This window comes from Nissabacter sp. SGAir0207, from assembly GCF_005491205.1.
In the GTDB taxonomy this organism is placed as follows: domain Bacteria; phylum Pseudomonadota; class Gammaproteobacteria; order Enterobacterales; family Enterobacteriaceae; genus Chimaeribacter.
In genome coordinates, this window is the sequence record NZ_CP028035.1 from 3,261,287 (window position 1) to 3,277,904 (window position 16,618).

Annotated in this window: 15 protein-coding genes; 8 read left to right on the top strand and 7 right to left on the bottom strand. The window is 61.7% G+C overall.

Translation table 11 applies throughout. From position 1 onward, the window contains the following. The first annotated feature begins 403 nt into the window (after positions 1 to 403). Both C1N62_RS14590 and C1N62_RS14595 read left to right on the top strand, forming a co-directional pair. Complete coding sequence (locus C1N62_RS14590; RefSeq protein ID WP_137764312.1) at positions 404 to 2,368, top strand: fructose-specific PTS transporter subunit EIIC; 1,965 nt, start codon at positions 404 to 406, stop codon at positions 2,366 to 2,368. After that, positions 2,365 to 4,998, top strand: coding sequence for a glycoside hydrolase family 38 C-terminal domain-containing protein (locus C1N62_RS14595; RefSeq protein ID WP_137764313.1), 2,634 nt, complete (start codon positions 2,365 to 2,367; stop codon positions 4,996 to 4,998). Before C1N62_RS14590 ends, C1N62_RS14595 begins: the two co-directional genes overlap by 4 nt. A 33-nt stretch (positions 4,999 to 5,031) precedes the next feature. Here C1N62_RS14595 and C1N62_RS14600 read toward each other — a convergent pair whose 3' ends face one another. The 3 genes from C1N62_RS14600 to C1N62_RS14610 all read right to left on the bottom strand — a co-directional run bounded on the left by C1N62_RS14600 (position 5,032) and on the right by C1N62_RS14610 (position 8,054). Continuing rightward, on the bottom strand, positions 5,032 to 5,805 hold the full coding sequence (locus C1N62_RS14600; RefSeq protein ID WP_137764314.1) for a glucose-6-phosphate isomerase family protein: 774 nt from the start codon (positions 5,803 to 5,805) through the stop codon (positions 5,032 to 5,034). A gap of 286 nt (positions 5,806 to 6,091) precedes the next feature. Continuing rightward, positions 6,092 to 6,913 (bottom strand): 4-hydroxy-tetrahydrodipicolinate reductase, encoded by an 822-nt coding sequence (gene dapB / locus C1N62_RS14605; RefSeq protein WP_137764315.1) that lies wholly within the window; start codon positions 6,911 to 6,913, stop codon positions 6,092 to 6,094. 133 nt (positions 6,914 to 7,046) lie between these two features. Next, the gene (locus C1N62_RS14610) at positions 7,047 to 8,054 is read right to left on the bottom strand and encodes a LacI family DNA-binding transcriptional regulator (protein WP_137764316.1); all 1,008 of its coding nucleotides are present in this window, start codon (positions 8,052 to 8,054) and stop codon (positions 7,047 to 7,049) included. A 189-nt stretch (positions 8,055 to 8,243) separates the two neighbouring features. Here C1N62_RS14610 and C1N62_RS14615 point away from each other — a divergent pair, with 189 nt between their 5' ends. Genes C1N62_RS14615 through C1N62_RS14635 form a run of 5 tightly spaced genes read left to right on the top strand, consistent with a single transcriptional unit; the run spans position 8,244 to position 12,554 of the window. After that, positions 8,244 to 9,989, top strand: coding sequence for a class I mannose-6-phosphate isomerase (locus C1N62_RS14615; RefSeq protein ID WP_137764317.1), 1,746 nt, complete (start codon positions 8,244 to 8,246; stop codon positions 9,987 to 9,989). A gap of 4 nt (positions 9,990 to 9,993) precedes the next feature. Then, positions 9,994 to 10,422 (top strand): PTS sugar transporter subunit IIA, encoded by a 429-nt coding sequence (locus tag C1N62_RS14620; protein ID WP_137764318.1) that lies wholly within the window; start codon positions 9,994 to 9,996, stop codon positions 10,420 to 10,422. Between the two features lie 11 nt (positions 10,423 to 10,433). Further along, on the top strand, positions 10,434 to 10,928 hold the full coding sequence (locus tag C1N62_RS14625) for a PTS sugar transporter subunit IIB (protein ID WP_137764319.1): 495 nt from the start codon (positions 10,434 to 10,436) through the stop codon (positions 10,926 to 10,928). A gap of 10 nt (positions 10,929 to 10,938) precedes the next feature. Beyond that, the gene (locus C1N62_RS14630) at positions 10,939 to 11,736 is read left to right on the top strand and encodes a PTS sugar transporter subunit IIC (protein ID WP_137764320.1); all 798 of its coding nucleotides are present in this window, start codon (positions 10,939 to 10,941) and stop codon (positions 11,734 to 11,736) included. Continuing rightward, complete coding sequence (locus C1N62_RS14635) at positions 11,736 to 12,554, top strand: PTS system mannose/fructose/sorbose family transporter subunit IID (RefSeq protein WP_137764321.1); 819 nt, start codon at positions 11,736 to 11,738, stop codon at positions 12,552 to 12,554. Before C1N62_RS14630 ends, C1N62_RS14635 begins: the two co-directional genes overlap by 1 nt. Positions 12,555 to 12,597: 43 nt before the next feature. On the opposite strand, the gene C1N62_RS14640 is transcribed toward C1N62_RS14635, so the two are convergent. Next, positions 12,598 to 13,380 carry a glucose-6-phosphate isomerase family protein gene (locus C1N62_RS14640; RefSeq protein ID WP_137764322.1) on the bottom strand — a complete coding sequence of 261 codons (783 nt, stop codon included), beginning with the start codon at positions 13,378 to 13,380 and terminating at the stop codon, positions 12,598 to 12,600. Next, positions 13,373 to 13,936: a glucose-6-phosphate isomerase family protein gene (locus tag C1N62_RS14645; protein ID WP_137764323.1), complete on the bottom strand. Its 564-nt coding sequence runs from the start codon at positions 13,934 to 13,936 to the stop codon at positions 13,373 to 13,375. The genes C1N62_RS14640 and C1N62_RS14645 overlap by 8 nt, the downstream gene beginning before the upstream one ends. Before the next feature lie 346 nt (positions 13,937 to 14,282). On the opposite strand from C1N62_RS14645, the gene C1N62_RS14650 reads away from it, so the two are divergent. Further along, on the top strand, positions 14,283 to 15,152 hold the full coding sequence (locus tag C1N62_RS14650; protein WP_137764324.1) for an SMP-30/gluconolactonase/LRE family protein: 870 nt from the start codon (positions 14,283 to 14,285) through the stop codon (positions 15,150 to 15,152). A 63-nt stretch (positions 15,153 to 15,215) separates the two neighbouring features. Here C1N62_RS14650 and ispH read toward each other — a convergent pair whose 3' ends face one another. Both ispH and fkpB read right to left on the bottom strand, forming a co-directional pair. Beyond that, on the bottom strand, positions 15,216 to 16,166 hold the full coding sequence (gene ispH, locus C1N62_RS14655; RefSeq protein ID WP_137764325.1) for a 4-hydroxy-3-methylbut-2-enyl diphosphate reductase: 951 nt from the start codon (positions 16,164 to 16,166) through the stop codon (positions 15,216 to 15,218). Further along, positions 16,147 to 16,617, bottom strand: a complete 471-nt coding sequence (fkpB, locus tag C1N62_RS14660; RefSeq protein WP_137764326.1) for an FKBP-type peptidyl-prolyl cis-trans isomerase — start codon at positions 16,615 to 16,617, stop codon at positions 16,147 to 16,149. Before fkpB ends, ispH begins: the two co-directional genes overlap by 20 nt. Position 16,618: the final 1 nt, after the last annotated feature.

Below are 16,618 nucleotides of genomic sequence, written 5' to 3' on the forward strand. Positions count from 1 at the left end.
CTTTTCTCAGCCCGACCGAGGGCCAGAAAGCTGCTTTTTTCACCCGCTTCGCTTAACCCCTGCCCACTGGACGCTGGCTGGCCGCAGGGCGGGCGGGCATCGGCCATTTTTCACCTCCTGAACCGCTATGCTGTAGGGGGTGCATAGTTATTCTGCCCTTGGGTGTCAACTGAAAGCCACAGAGGCCACGAATGACGCACGCTGGTGGCCGGGTCAGGCACTGGGGTCAGGGATGCCTCCTGTCTCTGGCTGCACTTTCTTTGTGAGCTGCCTCACAGCCGGGGCGACAACGTGCCGCATCTCCCGGAATCTGCTGGGTTAATCGCGTTTACCACCCTTTCGTAAAAAAGTTAATCGATTAACCTAGCGCTGACCAGATTTCACCCATGCGGCAGGAGGAGTGATGATACTAAGCAGCATAACGGCCGAGAGCCTCATTGTGCTGGATGCGCCCTGGGACAGCCGGGCGGTGATCCTTGAGGAGCTAAGCCAGCGCCTGCTTGAGCAGGGAAAGATCGCTGACCGGGCGCAGTTTCTGGAGGCGGTGTGGCAGCGCGAGGCGCTCTCCGAGACTGGCTTTGAGCAGGGTGTCGCCCTGCCCCACGGCAAGTCGCCGGTGGTGACGGCCCCGGCGTTTGCCGTGGCGCGGCTGACGCAGCCGGTGGCCGACTGGCCAACGATGGATGGCGAAAACCGGGTGGATCTGGTGTTCCTGCTGGCGGTGCCGCAGGGGGACAGCGACGGCCATATCCGTTTGCTGTCGGCGCTGAGTCTGGCGCTGATGGAGGAGGATCGCGTGCAGGCGCTGAAAACCGCCACCAGCCCGCAGGCATTCCTCACGCTGCTCGACAGCGCCAGCGCCGACGCCACGCCAGTGAGCGCGCCCAGCCGTACGCTGGTCGCCATCACCTCCTGTCCGGCCGGTATCGCCCACACCTATATGGCTGCCGAGGCGCTGGAGCGGGCGGGCGCGGCGCGCGGCATCCAGATCCATTGTGAAAAACAGGGCGCGAGTGGCACCGAAGGGGAATTGACGGCGGCGCAGATTCGTGACGCCGAGGGGGTGATCTTTGCCGCCACCCTGCCGCCCAAGGGACGGGGGCGCTTCCACGGCAAGCCCTACGTCTCGGTGCCGGTCTCCGCGCCGTTGAAGGATGCCGACGGCGTGATTGACCGCCTGTTGCAGCAGCCCGATGGCGTAGTAACCGAGGCGCACGCGACGGAGCCACCGCCGCGCAGCGGCCTCACCCTCTCCGGCCGCCTCTACCAAGGCGTCTCCAGCGGCATCTCCTATATGATCCCGGTGATTGTCGCCGCCGGGCTGATGATGGGCATCGGCCAGTTGCTCGCCAGCGCCTGCGGCATCACGGACATTGCCAACGCGCAGTATGCCACCGCCGATCGGTGGACGGTGACGATGGCCCACTGGCTGTCGCTGTATGGCGCGATGATCATGAAGTTTATGTACCCGGTGTTCGCCGCCTACATGGCGTGGAGTCTGGCCGACCGGCCGGGCCTGATGCCGGGCTTTGTCGGCGGGGCCTTCGCTGGCGGGCTGCACTTCACCTTCTGGTCGGTGCCCGGCGGCGTGCCCTCCGGCTTTCTGGGCGCATTGATCCTTGGCATGGCGGCCGGGCTGATCGCCGACACCCTCAACCGGCGCATCCACCTGCACCGGCATTTGCAGGCGATGAAGCCGATGCTGATTGTGCCCGGCCTGACGGTCATCGCCCTGTTCCTGCTCAACTTCTACTTTGTCGATCCGGTGTTTGGCGGCCTTAACCGGGCGTTGCAGGCGTTCATTACCGCGCACGGCAACTCCAGCGCCCTGACGCTCGCCGTGATCATCGCCTCCCTCACCGCCTTCGATTTAGGAGGCCCGGTAAACAAATCCGCCGGGGCGATCGCCATTGGGCTGGCGGCTGACCACATCTTCCCGCTGACGCCACGGGTGCTGGCGATTGTCATCCCACCGATCGGCATCGGCCTCGCCACCCTGATCGACCGCTTTCTGGTGCACCGCCGGGTGTTCGACGAGAGCCTGCGGGTCACCGGCACCACCTCGCTGATCCTCGGCTTCCTCGCCATTGGCGAGGGGGCGATCCCCTTTATGCTGAAAAACCCGCTGATCACCATCTCCCTCAACATGCTGGGCGCGGTGCTCGGCGCGGTGATCGCCATCCTGCTTGGCTCGGTGCAGTGGTATCCGCTGCCCGCCATCTGGGGCTGGCCACTGGTGCAGAACCTGCCCGCCTACCTGTGCGGCATGGTGACCGGGATTGCGTTCATCGCCATCAGCAATGTCTTTCTGCGTTTCTATCTGATTAAGCGCGGCCTGTTGACCGTCAATGACCAGGAGGGGTCATGAAGCACACGCACGTTTATGTTGTCCCGCACTGCCACTGGGACGCCGAGTGGTACTTTACCTGCGAGGACTCCCACATCCTGCTGGTGGAGAATCTCGACTACCTTCTCGACCTGCTGGAGCAGCGCGAGGATTTCCCCAGCTACACCTTCGATGGGCTGGCGATTGTGCTGGAGGAGTACCTGCGGGTACGGCCAGAGAACGCCGGGCGGCTGGCGGCGCTGATCGGCCAGCGCCGGCTGTTGGTCGGCCCCTGGTACACCCAGTGCGACTCGCTGCTGATCCGCACCGAGTCTTTGATCCGCAACCTGCAATATGGCATCCGCACCGCCGAGCGCTTCGGCCACAGTATGGACATCGGCTACCTGCCGGACATCTTCGGCCAGCACGCCTGGCTGCCTGCCATCTTCACCGACCTTGGCATCCACTACTGCGTGCTGCAACGCGGCGTCTATACCGAGCAGCTCAAAGGCGATCTTAACTTCTGGTGGCAGTCGCCCAACGGCAAGCGTATCGCCACCCACTACCTCTACTATGGCTACGGCCCCGGCAAGTTCCTGGCGGCGGATGACACCTACCTCAACCAGCGCCTGCTGCCGATTTTGACCTCGTTGCGCGCCATGAACCGCAGCACTGACACGCTGCTGCTGCCCGCGGGCGGCGATCAGGTGCTGGCAAATGCCCGCTTCCCGCAGATTGTCGAGGAGCTTAACGCCCTTGGCCTGCCGTGGCGTTTCACCCTTACCGACTATGAGCACTATATGCGTGACGTCTGGGCCGACGCGCCCTTTAGCCACACGCTGGAGGGTGAGCTGTACGCCTGCCAGAAGTCGCGCATCCACCGCACCTGCCACTCCACGCGCTATGACATTAAGCGCCAGAACTGGCAGACCGAGCACCTGCTGCTGGATCAGCTGGAGCCGCTGGCGGCGATGGCGTCGTTGATGGGCATCCACTACCCCGCGCCGCTGCTGGATGAGATGTGGAAAACGCTGTTCGCCGCCCATGCGCACAACGGCATTGAGGCGACCAACGCCGATGCCGTCAACCTCAATATCCGCCAGCGGCTGGTGAGCGTGGAGCGCTCCGCCCTCAGTCTGCTCAACCTGTTGAAGAAGAAGATTGCCCGCCGCGTCGATCAGGAGAACGCGTTGCTGGTGTTCAACGGCGATCCGACCCCGCAGGAGAAGCTGGTGCGCGCCGTGCTCTTCACCCGCCAGCCCAACTTCGCCCTGCGCCGGGCGGGCGCGCTGCTCGACAGCACGCTGCTCAGCCAGCAGCAAATGCCCGGCGGCCAGCGCGTGGTGGTGACCGCCGCTGGCGAGAAGCTGGAGCCGCTGGAGGATTACTACCGCAGCGAGGTGCTGTTCCGCACCACCCTGCCGGGGCTGTGCTGGCACACCCTGAGTGTCGATGAGCAGGGTGCTGCCCCGGCGCTGCGCCCCGCGCCGCAGCCGGTGATAGAGAATGGCTGCTATCGCGTCACCTTCGAGCAAGAGGGGCTGACGCTGGAGAACCTGCGCAACGGTTGCCGCCTGCGCCACCCCATCACCTTTGTCGAGTGCGGTGATGACGGCGACGAGTTTGACTTCGCGCCGCTCGAGTCCGAGATCCCCGACGCCTGCCAGCGCTTTAGCCTCATCCGTTGCGAGACCGGGCCATTGGCCGCGCGCATGACGCTGGCGACCACGTTGCAACTGCCAGCGGACATGGCGAGCCGCAAGGCGGGCCAGCGCAACCTGACGATGGTGGTGCACACCACGCTGGAGCTGCGTCAGGGCGAGCCGTGGCTGCGCGTGCAGCACCAGCTGACCAACGCCGCCACCGACCACCGGTTGCGGGTGCACCTCGCCACGCCCGTCCGCTCGCCGCGCTTCTCCTTCGCCGATCAGGGCTACAGCCTGCTGCGCCGCGACACCCACAGCCCGTGGCTCGCCAATTGGCGCGAGCAAGGTTTTGTCGAGAAGCCGATGCCAATTTTCACGCTGGAGAACATCGTGCTGGTGCAGAATGACGACCACAACTTTGGCGTGCTGACGCAGGGCATCAAGGAGTATGAGGTGTTGCCGGATGAGCAGGTGCTGGCGCTGACGCTCTATCGCAGCGTCGGGCTGCTGGGCAAGGATGACACCCCCTGGCGGCCGGGGCGCGCCTCTGGCATCAACAACAAAGTGGTGGAGACGCCCGACGCCCAGCTATTGCAGCCGCTGGTGTTCGACTATGCGCTGCTGCTCGACACCCTGCCGGATGAGGCCGCGGCCTTCGCCGCCATCCGTGACTACCGCGAGCCGGTGATGAGCTACCACGTGCAGGATCTCAACACCTTCGAGGAGCGGCTGGAGCGCTTCACCCTGCCGCTGCCTGCGCAGACGATGCCAGCGGATCTGTCGCTGTTCAGCCTGACCAACCCGCGCATCTTCCTCAGCATGTGTCGGCCCGGCGTGGAGGCCGGGGAGTTGGTGATCCGGCTGTTCAACCCCGGCCGCCGCCCGGAGCGGGCCACGCTGGAGATGGCGCGCCCCTGCCAGATGCTGCGTCTGTCGCTGCGTGAGGATGATCCGCAGCCGCTGGCCGAGGAGGCGCTGATCCCGCCGGGCGACTACCTGACGCTGCTGCTGCGTTTCGCGCCCTAGCGGCGCGGCCCCGGCCAGCAACTCAAGGCCGGGTCAGGGCAGGAAGCGCCGCCACTGTGCTGCCACCCGTCCCGGCCGGGAGATGAACTGTAGCCGCGCCGGATCGTCGCGGAACTGCTGGTAGAGCGGCGCATCGGTGAGGCCGAACTCGTGGTAGCGGCGCGGCGTGATCACCTGCAACTGCCCTGGCGCATAGTGCGGGTTGCGCTGCCAGACAATGTGCGTGCCCTGTACCAGCGGATACCACGCCAACCCGTGGCGCGCGCAGAGCGCGCCATGATCCGCGCGCCTCTCCCGGTCACAACAGGTGGCGAAAGCCAGCGGCGCGTCTGGCGTGGCGGACAGGATGGCGTGCGCCCAGCCCGGCGGCACCAGCACCTTCTCCCCCGGCCCGGCCTGCACCGCGAAGCAGCGTCCGGCATCCTCCGCCACATACTCCTGCATGTAGACCATCGCCCGCCCCTGCCAGATCTCAATCAGCTCCGGCGGCGACCAGCCGCTGTGCTGGCTGATAGGGTGCACATGCCCCTGGCTGTGCACCGGCTCCGCGCCGAGGGTGCCCGCCGCGCAGGCCACCACGCAGAAGCGCAGCATCCGCCGCTCCAGCTCCGCCCGATCATCCAGCCGCGCCACGTCCGTTGCCGTGGCGTACACCTGTGCCGGGCCGTCGCAACCCGGATCGCGCAGCAGCGACCGCATCTGCGCCAGCGTGCGGATCTCCGGCATCGGCCCAATCACCTCCTCGCCATAGCTGAAACCCAGCGGATCGTGCCGGATGGCCATCTCCAACCCATACCTCGTCTCCATCTCTCCCCCTGTCTGGTTATTGTGATCCCGGCAGGGTAGCCGATGGGTTTGGTGGCGCTGGCGGCAGGTGTTGGATTCTGCTGGCCCAGTCACAAGCCAGCGCTGTCAGGGTGCCAATGGCGCCGAAAAAACCATAAATAATGCAAATATCTGCATATTCATGCATTAATCGGAGAGGGGAAAAAGGGAGGTAGTCAGGCGCGGGGCGAAAAAAGGGGCAACCGTTCATTGCCCCGTAATCCAAGACTTATGATTGAAATAACCACATCACGATGGTTGGGAAAGCTTATAAATCGTGTAGCGAGAGCACGTCCCGCATGTCGTACAGTCCGGTCGGTTGGGTTGCCAGCCACTGGGCGGCACGCACCGCGCCGCTGGCGAAGGTCATGCGGCTGGAGGCCTTGTGGGTGATCTCCACGCGCTCGCCGATGTCCGCGAACATCGCGGTGTGCTCACCGATGATGTCGCCAGCGCGCACGGTGGCAAAGCCGATGGTGCCGGGTACGCGTTCCCCGGTGTACCCTTCACGTGAATAGACCGCACACTCTTTTAAATCCTTCTCCAGCGCGCCAGCAATCGCCTCGCCCATCGCCAACGCAGTGCCTGACGGCGCATCGACTTTGTGGCGGTGGTGCGCCTCAATGATCTCAATGTCGGTATAATTCCCCATCACTTTCGCCGCCTTCTCCAGCAGCTTAAGCATGACGTTAACGCCGACGCTAAAGTTCGCGGCGAAGACGATGGCAATCTCCTGCGCGGCATCCTGAATAGCCTGTTTACCCGCATCATCAAAACCGGTGGTGCCGATCACCATCCCTTTACCGTACTGGCGGCAAAACGCCAGGTGCGCCAGCGTGCCTTCCGGGCGGGTGAAGTCGATGAAGACATCGAAATCCCCTTTTACCGCCTCAAGGTCACTCTGCACGGTCACGCCGGTTTTTCCGGCGCCCGCTAACTCCCCGGCATCGCATCCCAGCAAGGAGGAGCCTTCGCGCTCCAGCGCCGCACCGAGCTGTACGCCATCCATGCCAAGCGTGGCCTGGATCAACTGACGCCCCATGCGCCCTCCGGCTCCCGCGATGGCAACGCGGATTTGTCCATCATGCATAGCTATTCTCTTTTGTTAATTTTAGGTAAATCGTTTTCAGAGTAACCAGCACATCGTCGTGCCGCCAGCCGAAAACGTCGATAATTAGAATTTAATGATAAACAGGCGGAGATATCAGTAAAAGGCATGACTCTCAGCAAAAGCCACATGACTCCCTGACCACCAGCGCCGGCGGCAGGATAATGCGTTTCGGCGGTTCGTCATTGCCCTGAATCCGGCTGTACAACAGCTCCCCCGCCTTGCGGCCGATCTCTTTCGCCGCCACGGACACCGTGGTGAGCGCGGGTTGCACCAGCGCCGCTTCGGTGATGTCATCAAACCCCACCAGCGCAAAATCCCGTCCCGGTTCGCGCCCCATCTTGCGTAGCGCCTGCATGACGCCAAGCGCCACGATATCTTGGTAACAGACGGCGGCGGTAATTTGCGGGTAACGCAGAAGCAGGGACTCCGCCACGTTTTCGCCGTCAATTTGGCTGGCCTGCGTCGCCACGATCCACGCCGGGTTCGGCGATATGCCCTGCTCCAGCAACGTACTGGTGAACCCACCGATGCGCTGTGCCCGGCTGCCGGAAGTGGGGCTGCCGCCAATAAACGCGATGTGTTTATGCCCCATGTTGACGAGGTGGGTGGTCGCCATCTGCGTACCGAGAAAGTTATCGGTGCCGACAAAATCAAAATCAGGATCGCTCAGGGGACGCACCACCATGATGGCGGGAATGTTGCGCCGTTTCAGCGCCTCGAAAAAGGAGGCTGGCGTCTCGCGCGCCGCGCAGAGCACCATGCCGCAGGCATTGTTGCGCATCAACGAATCGACAAATTTTTGCTGCCGCTCTCCTGACTCTTCGCTATTGGCCAGAAACAGCAGCAGGTCATGCCGCTCCATCTCATGGCTTAGCCCTGCCGTCATCTCGCCGTAAAAAGGGTTGGTGATATCGTGCAGCAGCAAGCCAACCTGGTTACTCCTGCGGTTACGCAGGTTGGCGGCGGTTTGGTTGTACACATAGCCCGCATCATCCAGCGCTTTGAGCACCCGGTCGCGTGTAGCCTGAGAAATTCGCCCCCGGTTGCGCAGTACCATTGAAACGGTTGCCGTGGAGACGCCCGCGCGTTCAGCGACCTGCGCCAACGTGACTGTTGCCATGATCTCTCCTGATCTCCTGTCCAAGGTTAATCGAATAACCTACGTTTTGCTTTTTTACCTGTGATTCCCATCACGCCAGTGTGCTTTTGACCCTGCTGAATCCCGAATGTGGCGGGTTAATCGCGTTAACCACACTAGGAAAATAAGGTTAATCGATTAATCTTTAATAAGCCAACACGGAGAAAGAAAATGTCTACCACCTACAATAAATTCCCTGAGGTTAACGTTCAGGGCTATGACCATCACGCCTGGCAGGGTTGGGCGTCGATCCAGGCTGAGCTTAACACCAGAATCTCTACCGCCGCCAAAACCGTCCTGATCGTGGATTGCTATCCGGGCGTGCGGCTTGACGAACTGGAGCACCAGCTCGTCACGACACTCGACACCGCGCGGGTGCTGAATATTGAATCCGCCCGCCGCGATGAGCAGGCCCTGCATGAACTGCTGGCGCGCAACCTGACCGACGATCGCGTATTCGGCGTGCTCTCCTGCCATCAGCTGGAGGAGTTTTTTGATCGCGACAAGCTCAGCCAGATCCGGCAACAGATTGATGCCGTCACCGAGGGTCTGGTGGTGGTGTATGGCTCCGGCGCGGCGCTGGCGCACCCCGGTGACGTACTGGTGTATGCCGATCTCCCACGCTGGGAGATCCAACAGCGTATGCGCCATGACGGGCTGGGTAACTGGGGGGCGGAGAACCCGCAGGAAGACATTCTTCGGCGTTACAAACGCGCGTTCTTTATTGAGTGGCGGGTGTTCGACCGGCACAAAACCCCGTTACTCAAACGCGCCGATTATTTGCTGGATACCACGCTAGAGAATCATCCGGCGATGGTCAGCGGCGACGCGCTGCGCGCTGGCCTGCAACAAACCACCGAACAACCGTTTCGCGTTGCCCCGCTCTTTGACCCCGGCGTCTGGGGTGGACAGTGGATGAAACAACGATTTGATCTCGATCCCTCAGCCGCCAATTACGCGTGGTGTTTTGATTGCGTGCCCGAGGAAAACAGCCTGTTACTGCGTTTTGGCAATGTGCGGATCGAGATCCCCTCTCAGGATTTGGTACTGACCTGTCCACGCGCCCTGCTGGGCGAGAAAGTGCACGCGCGCTTTGGCGCGGAGTTCCCGATTCGTTTTGACCTCCTCGATACCATTGGCGGCCAGAACTTGAGTTTCCAGGTTCATCCGGTCACCGAGTACATACAGCAGCAGTTTGGTATGCACTACACCCAGGATGAGAGCTATTACATTCTGGACGCCGAGCCGGATGCCGTGGTCTACCTCGGCACCAAAACCGGCATCGCGCCGCAGGCGATGCTCGACGATCTGAGGGCGGCGGGCCGTGGCGAGAAAGCGTTTGATGATGAGCGATTCGTCAATCAGATCCCTGCCCGTAAACACGATCACTTCCTGATCCCGGCCGGCACCGTGCACTGTTCCGGCGCGGGCACGCTGGTGCTGGAGATCAGCGCCACGCCCTATATCTTCACCTTCAAACTGTGGGATTGGGGACGCTTAGGGTTGGATGGCCTGCCGCGCCCCGTCCATCTGGATCACGGCCAGCAGGTCATTGACTGGCAGCGTGATACCCAGTGGGTGCACGACAATCTGGTCAACCATATTGAGCCGATCGCCGAAGGGGAAGCGTGGCGGGAGGAGAGAACCGGGCTGCACGAACGCGAGTTCATTGAAACGCGTCGCCACTGGTTTACCGGGCCGGTCACGCACCACACCCGCGGCGGCGTGAACGTCCTGAATCTGGTGGAAGGTGCGCAAGCGGTGGTTGACAGCCCGAGCGGCGCGTTTGCCCCGTTTGTCGTCAATTACGCAGAGACTTTCATCATCCCAGCCGCGGTTGGCGAGTATCGCATTTCACCCTTTGGCAAGGGCATCGGCCAGCAGCTCGCCACCATCAAAGCCTGGGTAAGGGGATAAGCGCATGATCAACGTCATTGTTGCCACCCACGGCCCGCTGGCAGAAGCGCTTGTTGCCAGCGGGCGTATGGTTTACGGCGAGTTGCCGCACGTTTACCCGGTTACGCTGCGTGAAGACGCGGGTATCGAAGGGTTTAAGGAGGCGTTCGCCCAAACGCTCGCCGATGCCGGGAAAAATGCCGACGGCGTGCTGGTGCTGTGCGACATGCAGAGCGGTACGCCGTGGAACGTCGCTTGCCACCATGCATTCTCGCCACAAACGCGCCCTCCCGTCGCCGTGGTGGCGGGCGTCAATTTCCCGATGCTGCTGCAAAGCGAAGAGATCTGCCATTTGACGGATGTCCACGCCGCAGCCGTTGAACTGTTGGCCTTGACGGTGCCGACCCTGATTAAAGCCGCCCCGGTTCTCTCCGTTCAATCCGACGATTTTTAAAGGAAACCACTATGAGTCTCTCTTTTGTACGTATCGATGACCGCGTGATCCACGGGCAGCTCGTGACACGTTGGGCCAAAGAGCTGCCCTGTGATGGGATCGTCGCGATAGATGATGCCGTCGCGGCCGATCCCCTGCTCTCTTCGGTGATGAAAGGGGCGGTGCAGGACACCAAGGTCTGGCTGTTTGATACGGCCACCGCGATTGAAAAACTGCCCAAAGTCATTGCCAGCGAGAAGCGCTATTTCGTCATTGGCAAATCGCCTGTCACGCTGAAACGCCTCGAAGAGGCGGGCATCAGCCTGAAAAATGCCAACGGCAAGATCAACGTTGGCCCGATGAGCGCCCGCGCCGATACCACCACCATCGGCCCCAACCAGTCGGTGAATGGCGATGAAATTGCCGCCTTTGACTGGCTGACGCAACGTGGGCATCTGGTTGAGTTTCGTCTGGTGCCGGATGCCAGTTACTACAGCTGGCAGGACGCACGCCAGAAGCTGAAATAAGGAGCGCACCATGATTATCGAAGCTACGTTGATTGGCATACTTTGCTATCTCGGCGCGCTTAGCTGCCCCTGGCTGCTGGGACTGACGGGCGGCTGGTATCTGATCACCCGCCCGCTGGTGTCCGGGATGTTGGTCGGGATTATCCTCGGCGACATTCAAACCGGCATCATGATTGGCGTTGCGGTGCAGGCGGTCTATATCGCGATGGTGACGCCCGGCGGCTCCATGCCGGCTGACCTTAACTTTGTCGCTTACCCGGCGATTGCCTTGGGGATCCTGTCGGGACAAGGGCCAGAGGTGGCGGTCGCGCTGGCGGCGACCATCGGCATTGCCGGAACCATCTTATTTAATGCGATGATGGTTCTGAACTCCTTCTGGAACCACCGCGCCGACGTGGCGCTGGAGCGGGGCGACGAACGCGGGATCTACCTGAACAGCGCCATCTGGCCGCAGGCGACGAACTTCGTCCTACGTTTTGTGCCGACCTTTATTGCGGTCTACTTTGGCGCGCAGTACATCAGCGGCTTTATGGACAGCTTGCCGAAGGTGGTTCTGTCGACGATGAACGTGCTGGGCGGCATTCTACCCGCCGTCGGGATCGCGATTCTGCTTAAACAGATCATCAAAAACTACACCATGTTGATCTATTTTCTGGTCGGTTTTGTCTGCATCGTCTTTTTGAAACTCAATATGGTCGCGCTGGTGATTGTCGGTTCGCTGTTGGCGTTGATCCATTACAACTACAAACCAGAACCGCCGCAGGCTGCGAAGGCAACGTCGGTTGTCGATGATGAGGATGAATTCTGATGGAAGCGCGCACACTGACCCGTAAAGATCTTCGCCGCTGCTGGCGTGCATGGATGATGCATAACTTGTCATCCATGAGCTTTGAACGTCTGGAATCTTTTGGCTTTTGCCTGAGTATGCTGCCGGTGGCGAAAAAACTCTATCCCGACGCCGCGCAGCGTACTGAAATGCTGCGCCGTCACGCCTCGTTCTATAATACCGAACCGCAGATGGGCGCCATCGTGAATGGCATGGCGCTGGGGCTGGAGGAGAAGAAAGCGAACGGTGAGCCGATCGATGGGGAGACGATCAATACCCTGAAGGTTGGCCTGATGGGGCCGATTGCCGGGATCGGCGACTCGATGATCCCCGGCATGTTGATCCCTATCCTGCTCAGCATCGGTATGGCTTTGGCGGCTGGCGGTAACATTCTGGGGCCGCTGTTTTATACCGTCGCCTGGCTGGCCATCATTATTCCCGGCTCGTGGTTCCTGTTCCTGAAGGGCTACAAAATGGGCTCCGGCTCGGTGGAGATGCTGGTGAGCAGCAAATCTACCCGCCTGCGTGAAGCGTTGTCACTGCTGGGCGTGTTTGTGATGGGGGGCGTCGCGGCAAGCTACGTGAAGCTCGGCAGCGGACTGGAATTTATCACCAACGATGGGGTGAATATCCATGTCCAGCAGATGTTGGACGGTATCTTCCCACAGTTACTGCCGCTGATCGTGGTACTCGGCACCTGGTATCTGATGGCGAAGCGCGGCGTGTCGCCGGTAAAAGCCATGATTCTGCTGTTGGTGCTGGCTGCCCTCGGCGTCGCCACGGGCCTGTTTGCGGGGTAATACCTCAACGGCAATCTCTGTACCGGGGCGATGCCCCGGTTTTTTATGGATGGAAGTTCTGCCACAGCGCCGGGTGTTTATCCGGGCGTGAGATAAATTGAAAGCGTGCCGGGTCTTCAATGAATTGCTGATAGACGGGCGCCGGGGTGACCGAAAATTCCGTATAGTGTCGGGGTGTGACGGCCTGTAACCGCCCCGCTTTGTAACGCGGATTATGCTGCCAGATAATCTGGTTCCCCTGAAGTAACGGATACCATGCCAGCCCTTTGTGCGCCCGTACCGCCTCGTACTCGAAGCCATATTCACGATCGCACCATGCCCCAAAGGTCAAGGGCACCGCCGGGTCGGCGGAGATGGTCGCATGTCCCCAACCGGGCGGCACCAACACTTTTTCACCGGGCCGGGCAATCACCGCAAAACAACGTCCGGGGTCATCCTCCACATACTCCTGCATATAGATTATCGCTCTCCCCTGCCAGATTTCGTACAACTCCGGCGGAGACCAGCCGCTGTGCTGGCTGATGCGATGGATATGCCCCTGACTACGCACCGGCTCCTCCCCCAGCCGCCCCGCGGCATAGGTCACCACGCCAAACAGCAGCATCCGCTTTTCCAGCTCTTCGCGATCCTGCATCCGGGCCACATCCATCGCAATGGCATACACCTCTTCCGGCCCGTCACAGTGCGGATCGCGCAGTGAGGCGCGGATGTGGTCGAGCCGACGAATCTCCGGCATCGGCCCGGTAACGTCATCCCCATAGCTAAAGCCAAGCGGCTGGTGGTGAACCTTCATGTCCAGTCCGTAACCGGGCGCTGAGTCAGCCATTCTGTACCTCCTTCGCCTGCACCCTCTGGTTCTGCTCAAAGACCCGGATGTTGAAGCCGCGGGCCAGCGCCGCATAGTCGTGGCCCGCGATCGCTGGCCATACGGCAAGCGCGGACAACACCTCCTCTCCGGTATTGATTAACCGATGGGCGGTAAAGCCAGGAATAATATGCACCGAACCGGCGAAGACCTTTTCCAGCCGCGCCTCGCCCTGCTCCGTTTGCAGCAGCAACAACCCGCTGCCACGCAGGCCAAAATAGACCTCCCCCTGTTCGCGGCGCGCATGGAAATGCCCGCGGGTCATGAAGTACTCGCAGCCGACCCGGCCAGGGTAAAGGTGGGTGACGCCCGTGTAGAGTTCGCCTTCCGCAGGCGTGGTAGCCAGCATCTCAACGTCATACACGACCCGCTCGCCAGCCAACTGCTGGCGGGCCTCTTCGTCGTCAAAAACGTCAGTAAGATCCTGAATGCGGGTTGATTTACGCAATAACGGGCCACCGGCTAATGCGCCGCTAGCCCACGCCACCTGGGGTGGCTGGATAAAAGAGAGAGTCATATGTGCCTCCGGCCCAAGGAGAACAGCCATCTCAGGTTAGCAGATTAATCGATTAACCCACCAATCCGATCACTATAGTGCGGGTTGGGTCACAACCTTAAGGCATCCGCGCTCCGCCCCTCTCGCCGGACAAATGGTTGAATAGTGAGGAATTTATGATATAGGCTTGTGAACATCGGCTAGATTTATCTGCCAGATGTTGAAAATAAGCGGCATCAATGGCTTCTGGCCGGAACGTGCAGGATTTTTCATATCCGGCCTGCGCCAGAGGGCGCTGAGGGCTAAGCTAAGAGGGCCGCGGCGTTGCTGCCGCACCCGATGAATGAAAGGGAGGACGACACGATTCATGGCCGCATTTTTACGTTCTGAGATTACCCCGGTCAGTGACTACCGGGCCGAGCTGGGGGAGACCCCGGTATGGTGCGACCGCAGCCAGTCGCTGCTGTGGGTCGACATTAACTGCCAGCGCCTGCTGCGCCACTGGCCGGATCGCCAGGAGACGGCGGTGCGCGAGTTGCCGGGCGTCACCAGCGGCGTGCTGCTGACCGAGCGCGAGGAGTGCTTCCTGCTGGTGTCGCAGCTGGGCATCGCGCTGTATGACTACGCCAGCGGCGAAATCACCTCGCTCTGCGACTACCCCGAAGATATCGGCCGCACCCGCCCGAATGAGGCCGCCATCGCCCCGGACGGCTCGCTGTGGTTCGGCACCATGGATTTGACGGAGGGGAGCGCCATCGGCAGTTGGTATCGCTATGCCGCGGGCGACGCCCAGCCGGAGCGGATGATGGAGAATCTCACCATCCCCAATACGCTGGTCTGGCATGAGCAGCGCGTCTGGTTCGCTGACAGCGACGCCAAGCGCTTCTACTCCGGCCACGGCAAACGCATCAACCCGCGCGCGCTAAGCTGCTACTCCAGTGGCGACCTGACGCCGGATGGCTCCACCCTCACCACTCGCGGCCAGCTGGTCAACGCCTGCTTCGGCCACCACTGCCTCTGCCTCTACCAGCTGCGCGGCGACGAGTTGCTGAAGGAGCAGGAGATTCGCCTGCCGGTGACCCAGCCGAGTTGCTGCACCTTCGGCGGCCCGGAGATGAAGACGCTGTTTATCACCTCGGCGCGCAAGGGGCTGGAGCAACCGCACGATCTGGAGGGGGCGCTGCTGCGCGTGGAGACCAGTGAAACCGGCGTGCCGCAGAACCGCTTCGCGATCTGATCGCCCGCTCGCTGCCATAAAAAAGGGCCTGCATTAGCAGGCCCTCTTATTACGTGGCAGGGATCAATCGATCTGTTTGACCTCGACCCGCAACTCTTTCGGCACTTCGAACACAATGTTCTCTTCACGGCCGCTCAGCTCGATGGCGATGCCACCGCCCAGCGCCTGAACGCGGGCGATCACCTCTTGCACCAGCACATCCGGCGCGGATGCCCCAGCCGTGACGCCGATGCTCGACGCCCCGTTCAACCAGGCTTCCTGGATGTCTGCGGCGGAATCGACCAGATAGGCCTGCTTACCCATCCGCTGTGCCAGCTCCGCCAGACGGTTGGAGTTGGAGGAGTTGCGTGACCCCACCACCAGCACCACGTCCGCGCCGCCCGCCAGGGTGCGCACCGCTTCCTGCCGGTTGGTGGTGGCGTAGCAGATGTCATCCTTGCGCGGGCCGACAATATTCGGGAAGCGCTCACGCAGGGCGTCGATCACGTCCGAGGTGTCATCCACCGACAGCGTGGTCTGCGTCATGAAGCAGAGATTGTTCTCATCCTTCACCTGCAACTTAAAGACATCCTCTGGCGACTCCACCAGATACATGCCGCCCTTCGGGTTGCTGTACTGGCCCATGGTGCCCTCCACTTCCGGGTGGCCAGCGTGCCCAATCAGGATCGCCTCCGTCCCTTTGCGGCTGGCACGCGCCACTTCCATATGCACCTTGGTCACCAACGGGCAGGTGGCGTCAAAGACCGTCAGGTCACGGCTGCGCGCTTCCGCCCGCACCGCCTGCGACACGCCGTGCGCCGAGAAGATCAGGATCGAGCCATCCGGCACTTCCGCGATCTGCTCAATGAACACCGCGCCACGTTCGCGCAGGCTGTCCACCACGTAGCGGTTATGCACCACTTCATGGCGCACGTAGATCGGCGCGCCGTAGATCTCCAGCGCGCGCTCGACAATGCTGATGGCGCGATCAACGCCTGCGCAGAAGCCGCGCGGGTTAGCCAGCAGGATTTGCATCGTTGCCCTCCAGTTGCGGGTCGATCTCCAGCACTTCGAGATCAAAGCTGATGTGCTGCCCGGCCAGCGGATGGTTGAAGTCCACGGTAATCGACTCCTCCGCCACCTCGCGCACCACGCCCGGCATCTCGCTGCCGTCCATCGCGGTGAACATCATGATGGTGCCCACTTCCGGCACGCCGGTCTCGATAAAGTCGCGGCGTGAGAAGAACTGGATCAGATCCGGGCTTTTCTGTCCGAAGGCAGAATCAGGTGACAGGGTGAACGCCCGCTTCTCGCCGACGTGCAGGCCCAGCAGGTGGGCCTCCAGGTCGCCAGAGAGGCTGCCGTCGCCCAGCCGGAACAGCGCCGGCTTGCCGTTGCCACGGGTGGACTCCGCCACTGAGCCATCTTCCAGCGTCAGGGTAAAGTGCACCAGTACGGCGCTGTCAGGTTGTACGCTCTCTGCCATC

Excerpts from the sequence above, each read along its gene's own strand:
- C1N62_RS14590 (WP_137764312.1), top strand. The coding sequence starts at position 404 with ATGATACTAAGCAGCATAACGGCCGAGAGCCTCATTGTGCTGGATGCG.
- C1N62_RS14595 (WP_137764313.1), top strand. The coding sequence starts at position 2,365 with ATGAAGCACACGCACGTTTATGTTGTCCCGCACTGCCACTGGGACGCC.
- C1N62_RS14600 (WP_137764314.1), bottom strand. The coding sequence starts at position 5,805 with ATGGAGACGAGGTATGGGTTGGAGATGGCCATCCGGCACGATCCGCTG.
- dapB (WP_137764315.1), bottom strand. The coding sequence starts at position 6,913 with ATGCATGATGGACAAATCCGCGTTGCCATCGCGGGAGCCGGAGGGCGC.
- C1N62_RS14610 (WP_137764316.1), bottom strand. The coding sequence starts at position 8,054 with ATGGCAACAGTCACGTTGGCGCAGGTCGCTGAACGCGCGGGCGTCTCC.
- C1N62_RS14615 (WP_137764317.1), top strand. The coding sequence starts at position 8,244 with ATGTCTACCACCTACAATAAATTCCCTGAGGTTAACGTTCAGGGCTAT.
- C1N62_RS14620 (WP_137764318.1), top strand. The coding sequence starts at position 9,994 with ATGATCAACGTCATTGTTGCCACCCACGGCCCGCTGGCAGAAGCGCTT.
- C1N62_RS14625 (WP_137764319.1), top strand. The coding sequence starts at position 10,434 with ATGAGTCTCTCTTTTGTACGTATCGATGACCGCGTGATCCACGGGCAG.
- C1N62_RS14630 (WP_137764320.1), top strand. The coding sequence starts at position 10,939 with ATGATTATCGAAGCTACGTTGATTGGCATACTTTGCTATCTCGGCGCG.
- C1N62_RS14635 (WP_137764321.1), top strand. The coding sequence starts at position 11,736 with ATGGAAGCGCGCACACTGACCCGTAAAGATCTTCGCCGCTGCTGGCGT.
- C1N62_RS14640 (WP_137764322.1), bottom strand. The coding sequence starts at position 13,380 with ATGGCTGACTCAGCGCCCGGTTACGGACTGGACATGAAGGTTCACCAC.
- C1N62_RS14645 (WP_137764323.1), bottom strand. The coding sequence starts at position 13,936 with ATGACTCTCTCTTTTATCCAGCCACCCCAGGTGGCGTGGGCTAGCGGC.
- C1N62_RS14650 (WP_137764324.1), top strand. The coding sequence starts at position 14,283 with ATGGCCGCATTTTTACGTTCTGAGATTACCCCGGTCAGTGACTACCGG.
- ispH (WP_137764325.1), bottom strand. The coding sequence starts at position 16,166 with ATGCAAATCCTGCTGGCTAACCCGCGCGGCTTCTGCGCAGGCGTTGAT.
- fkpB (WP_137764326.1), bottom strand. The coding sequence starts at position 16,617 with ATGGCAGAGAGCGTACAACCTGACAGCGCCGTACTGGTGCACTTTACC.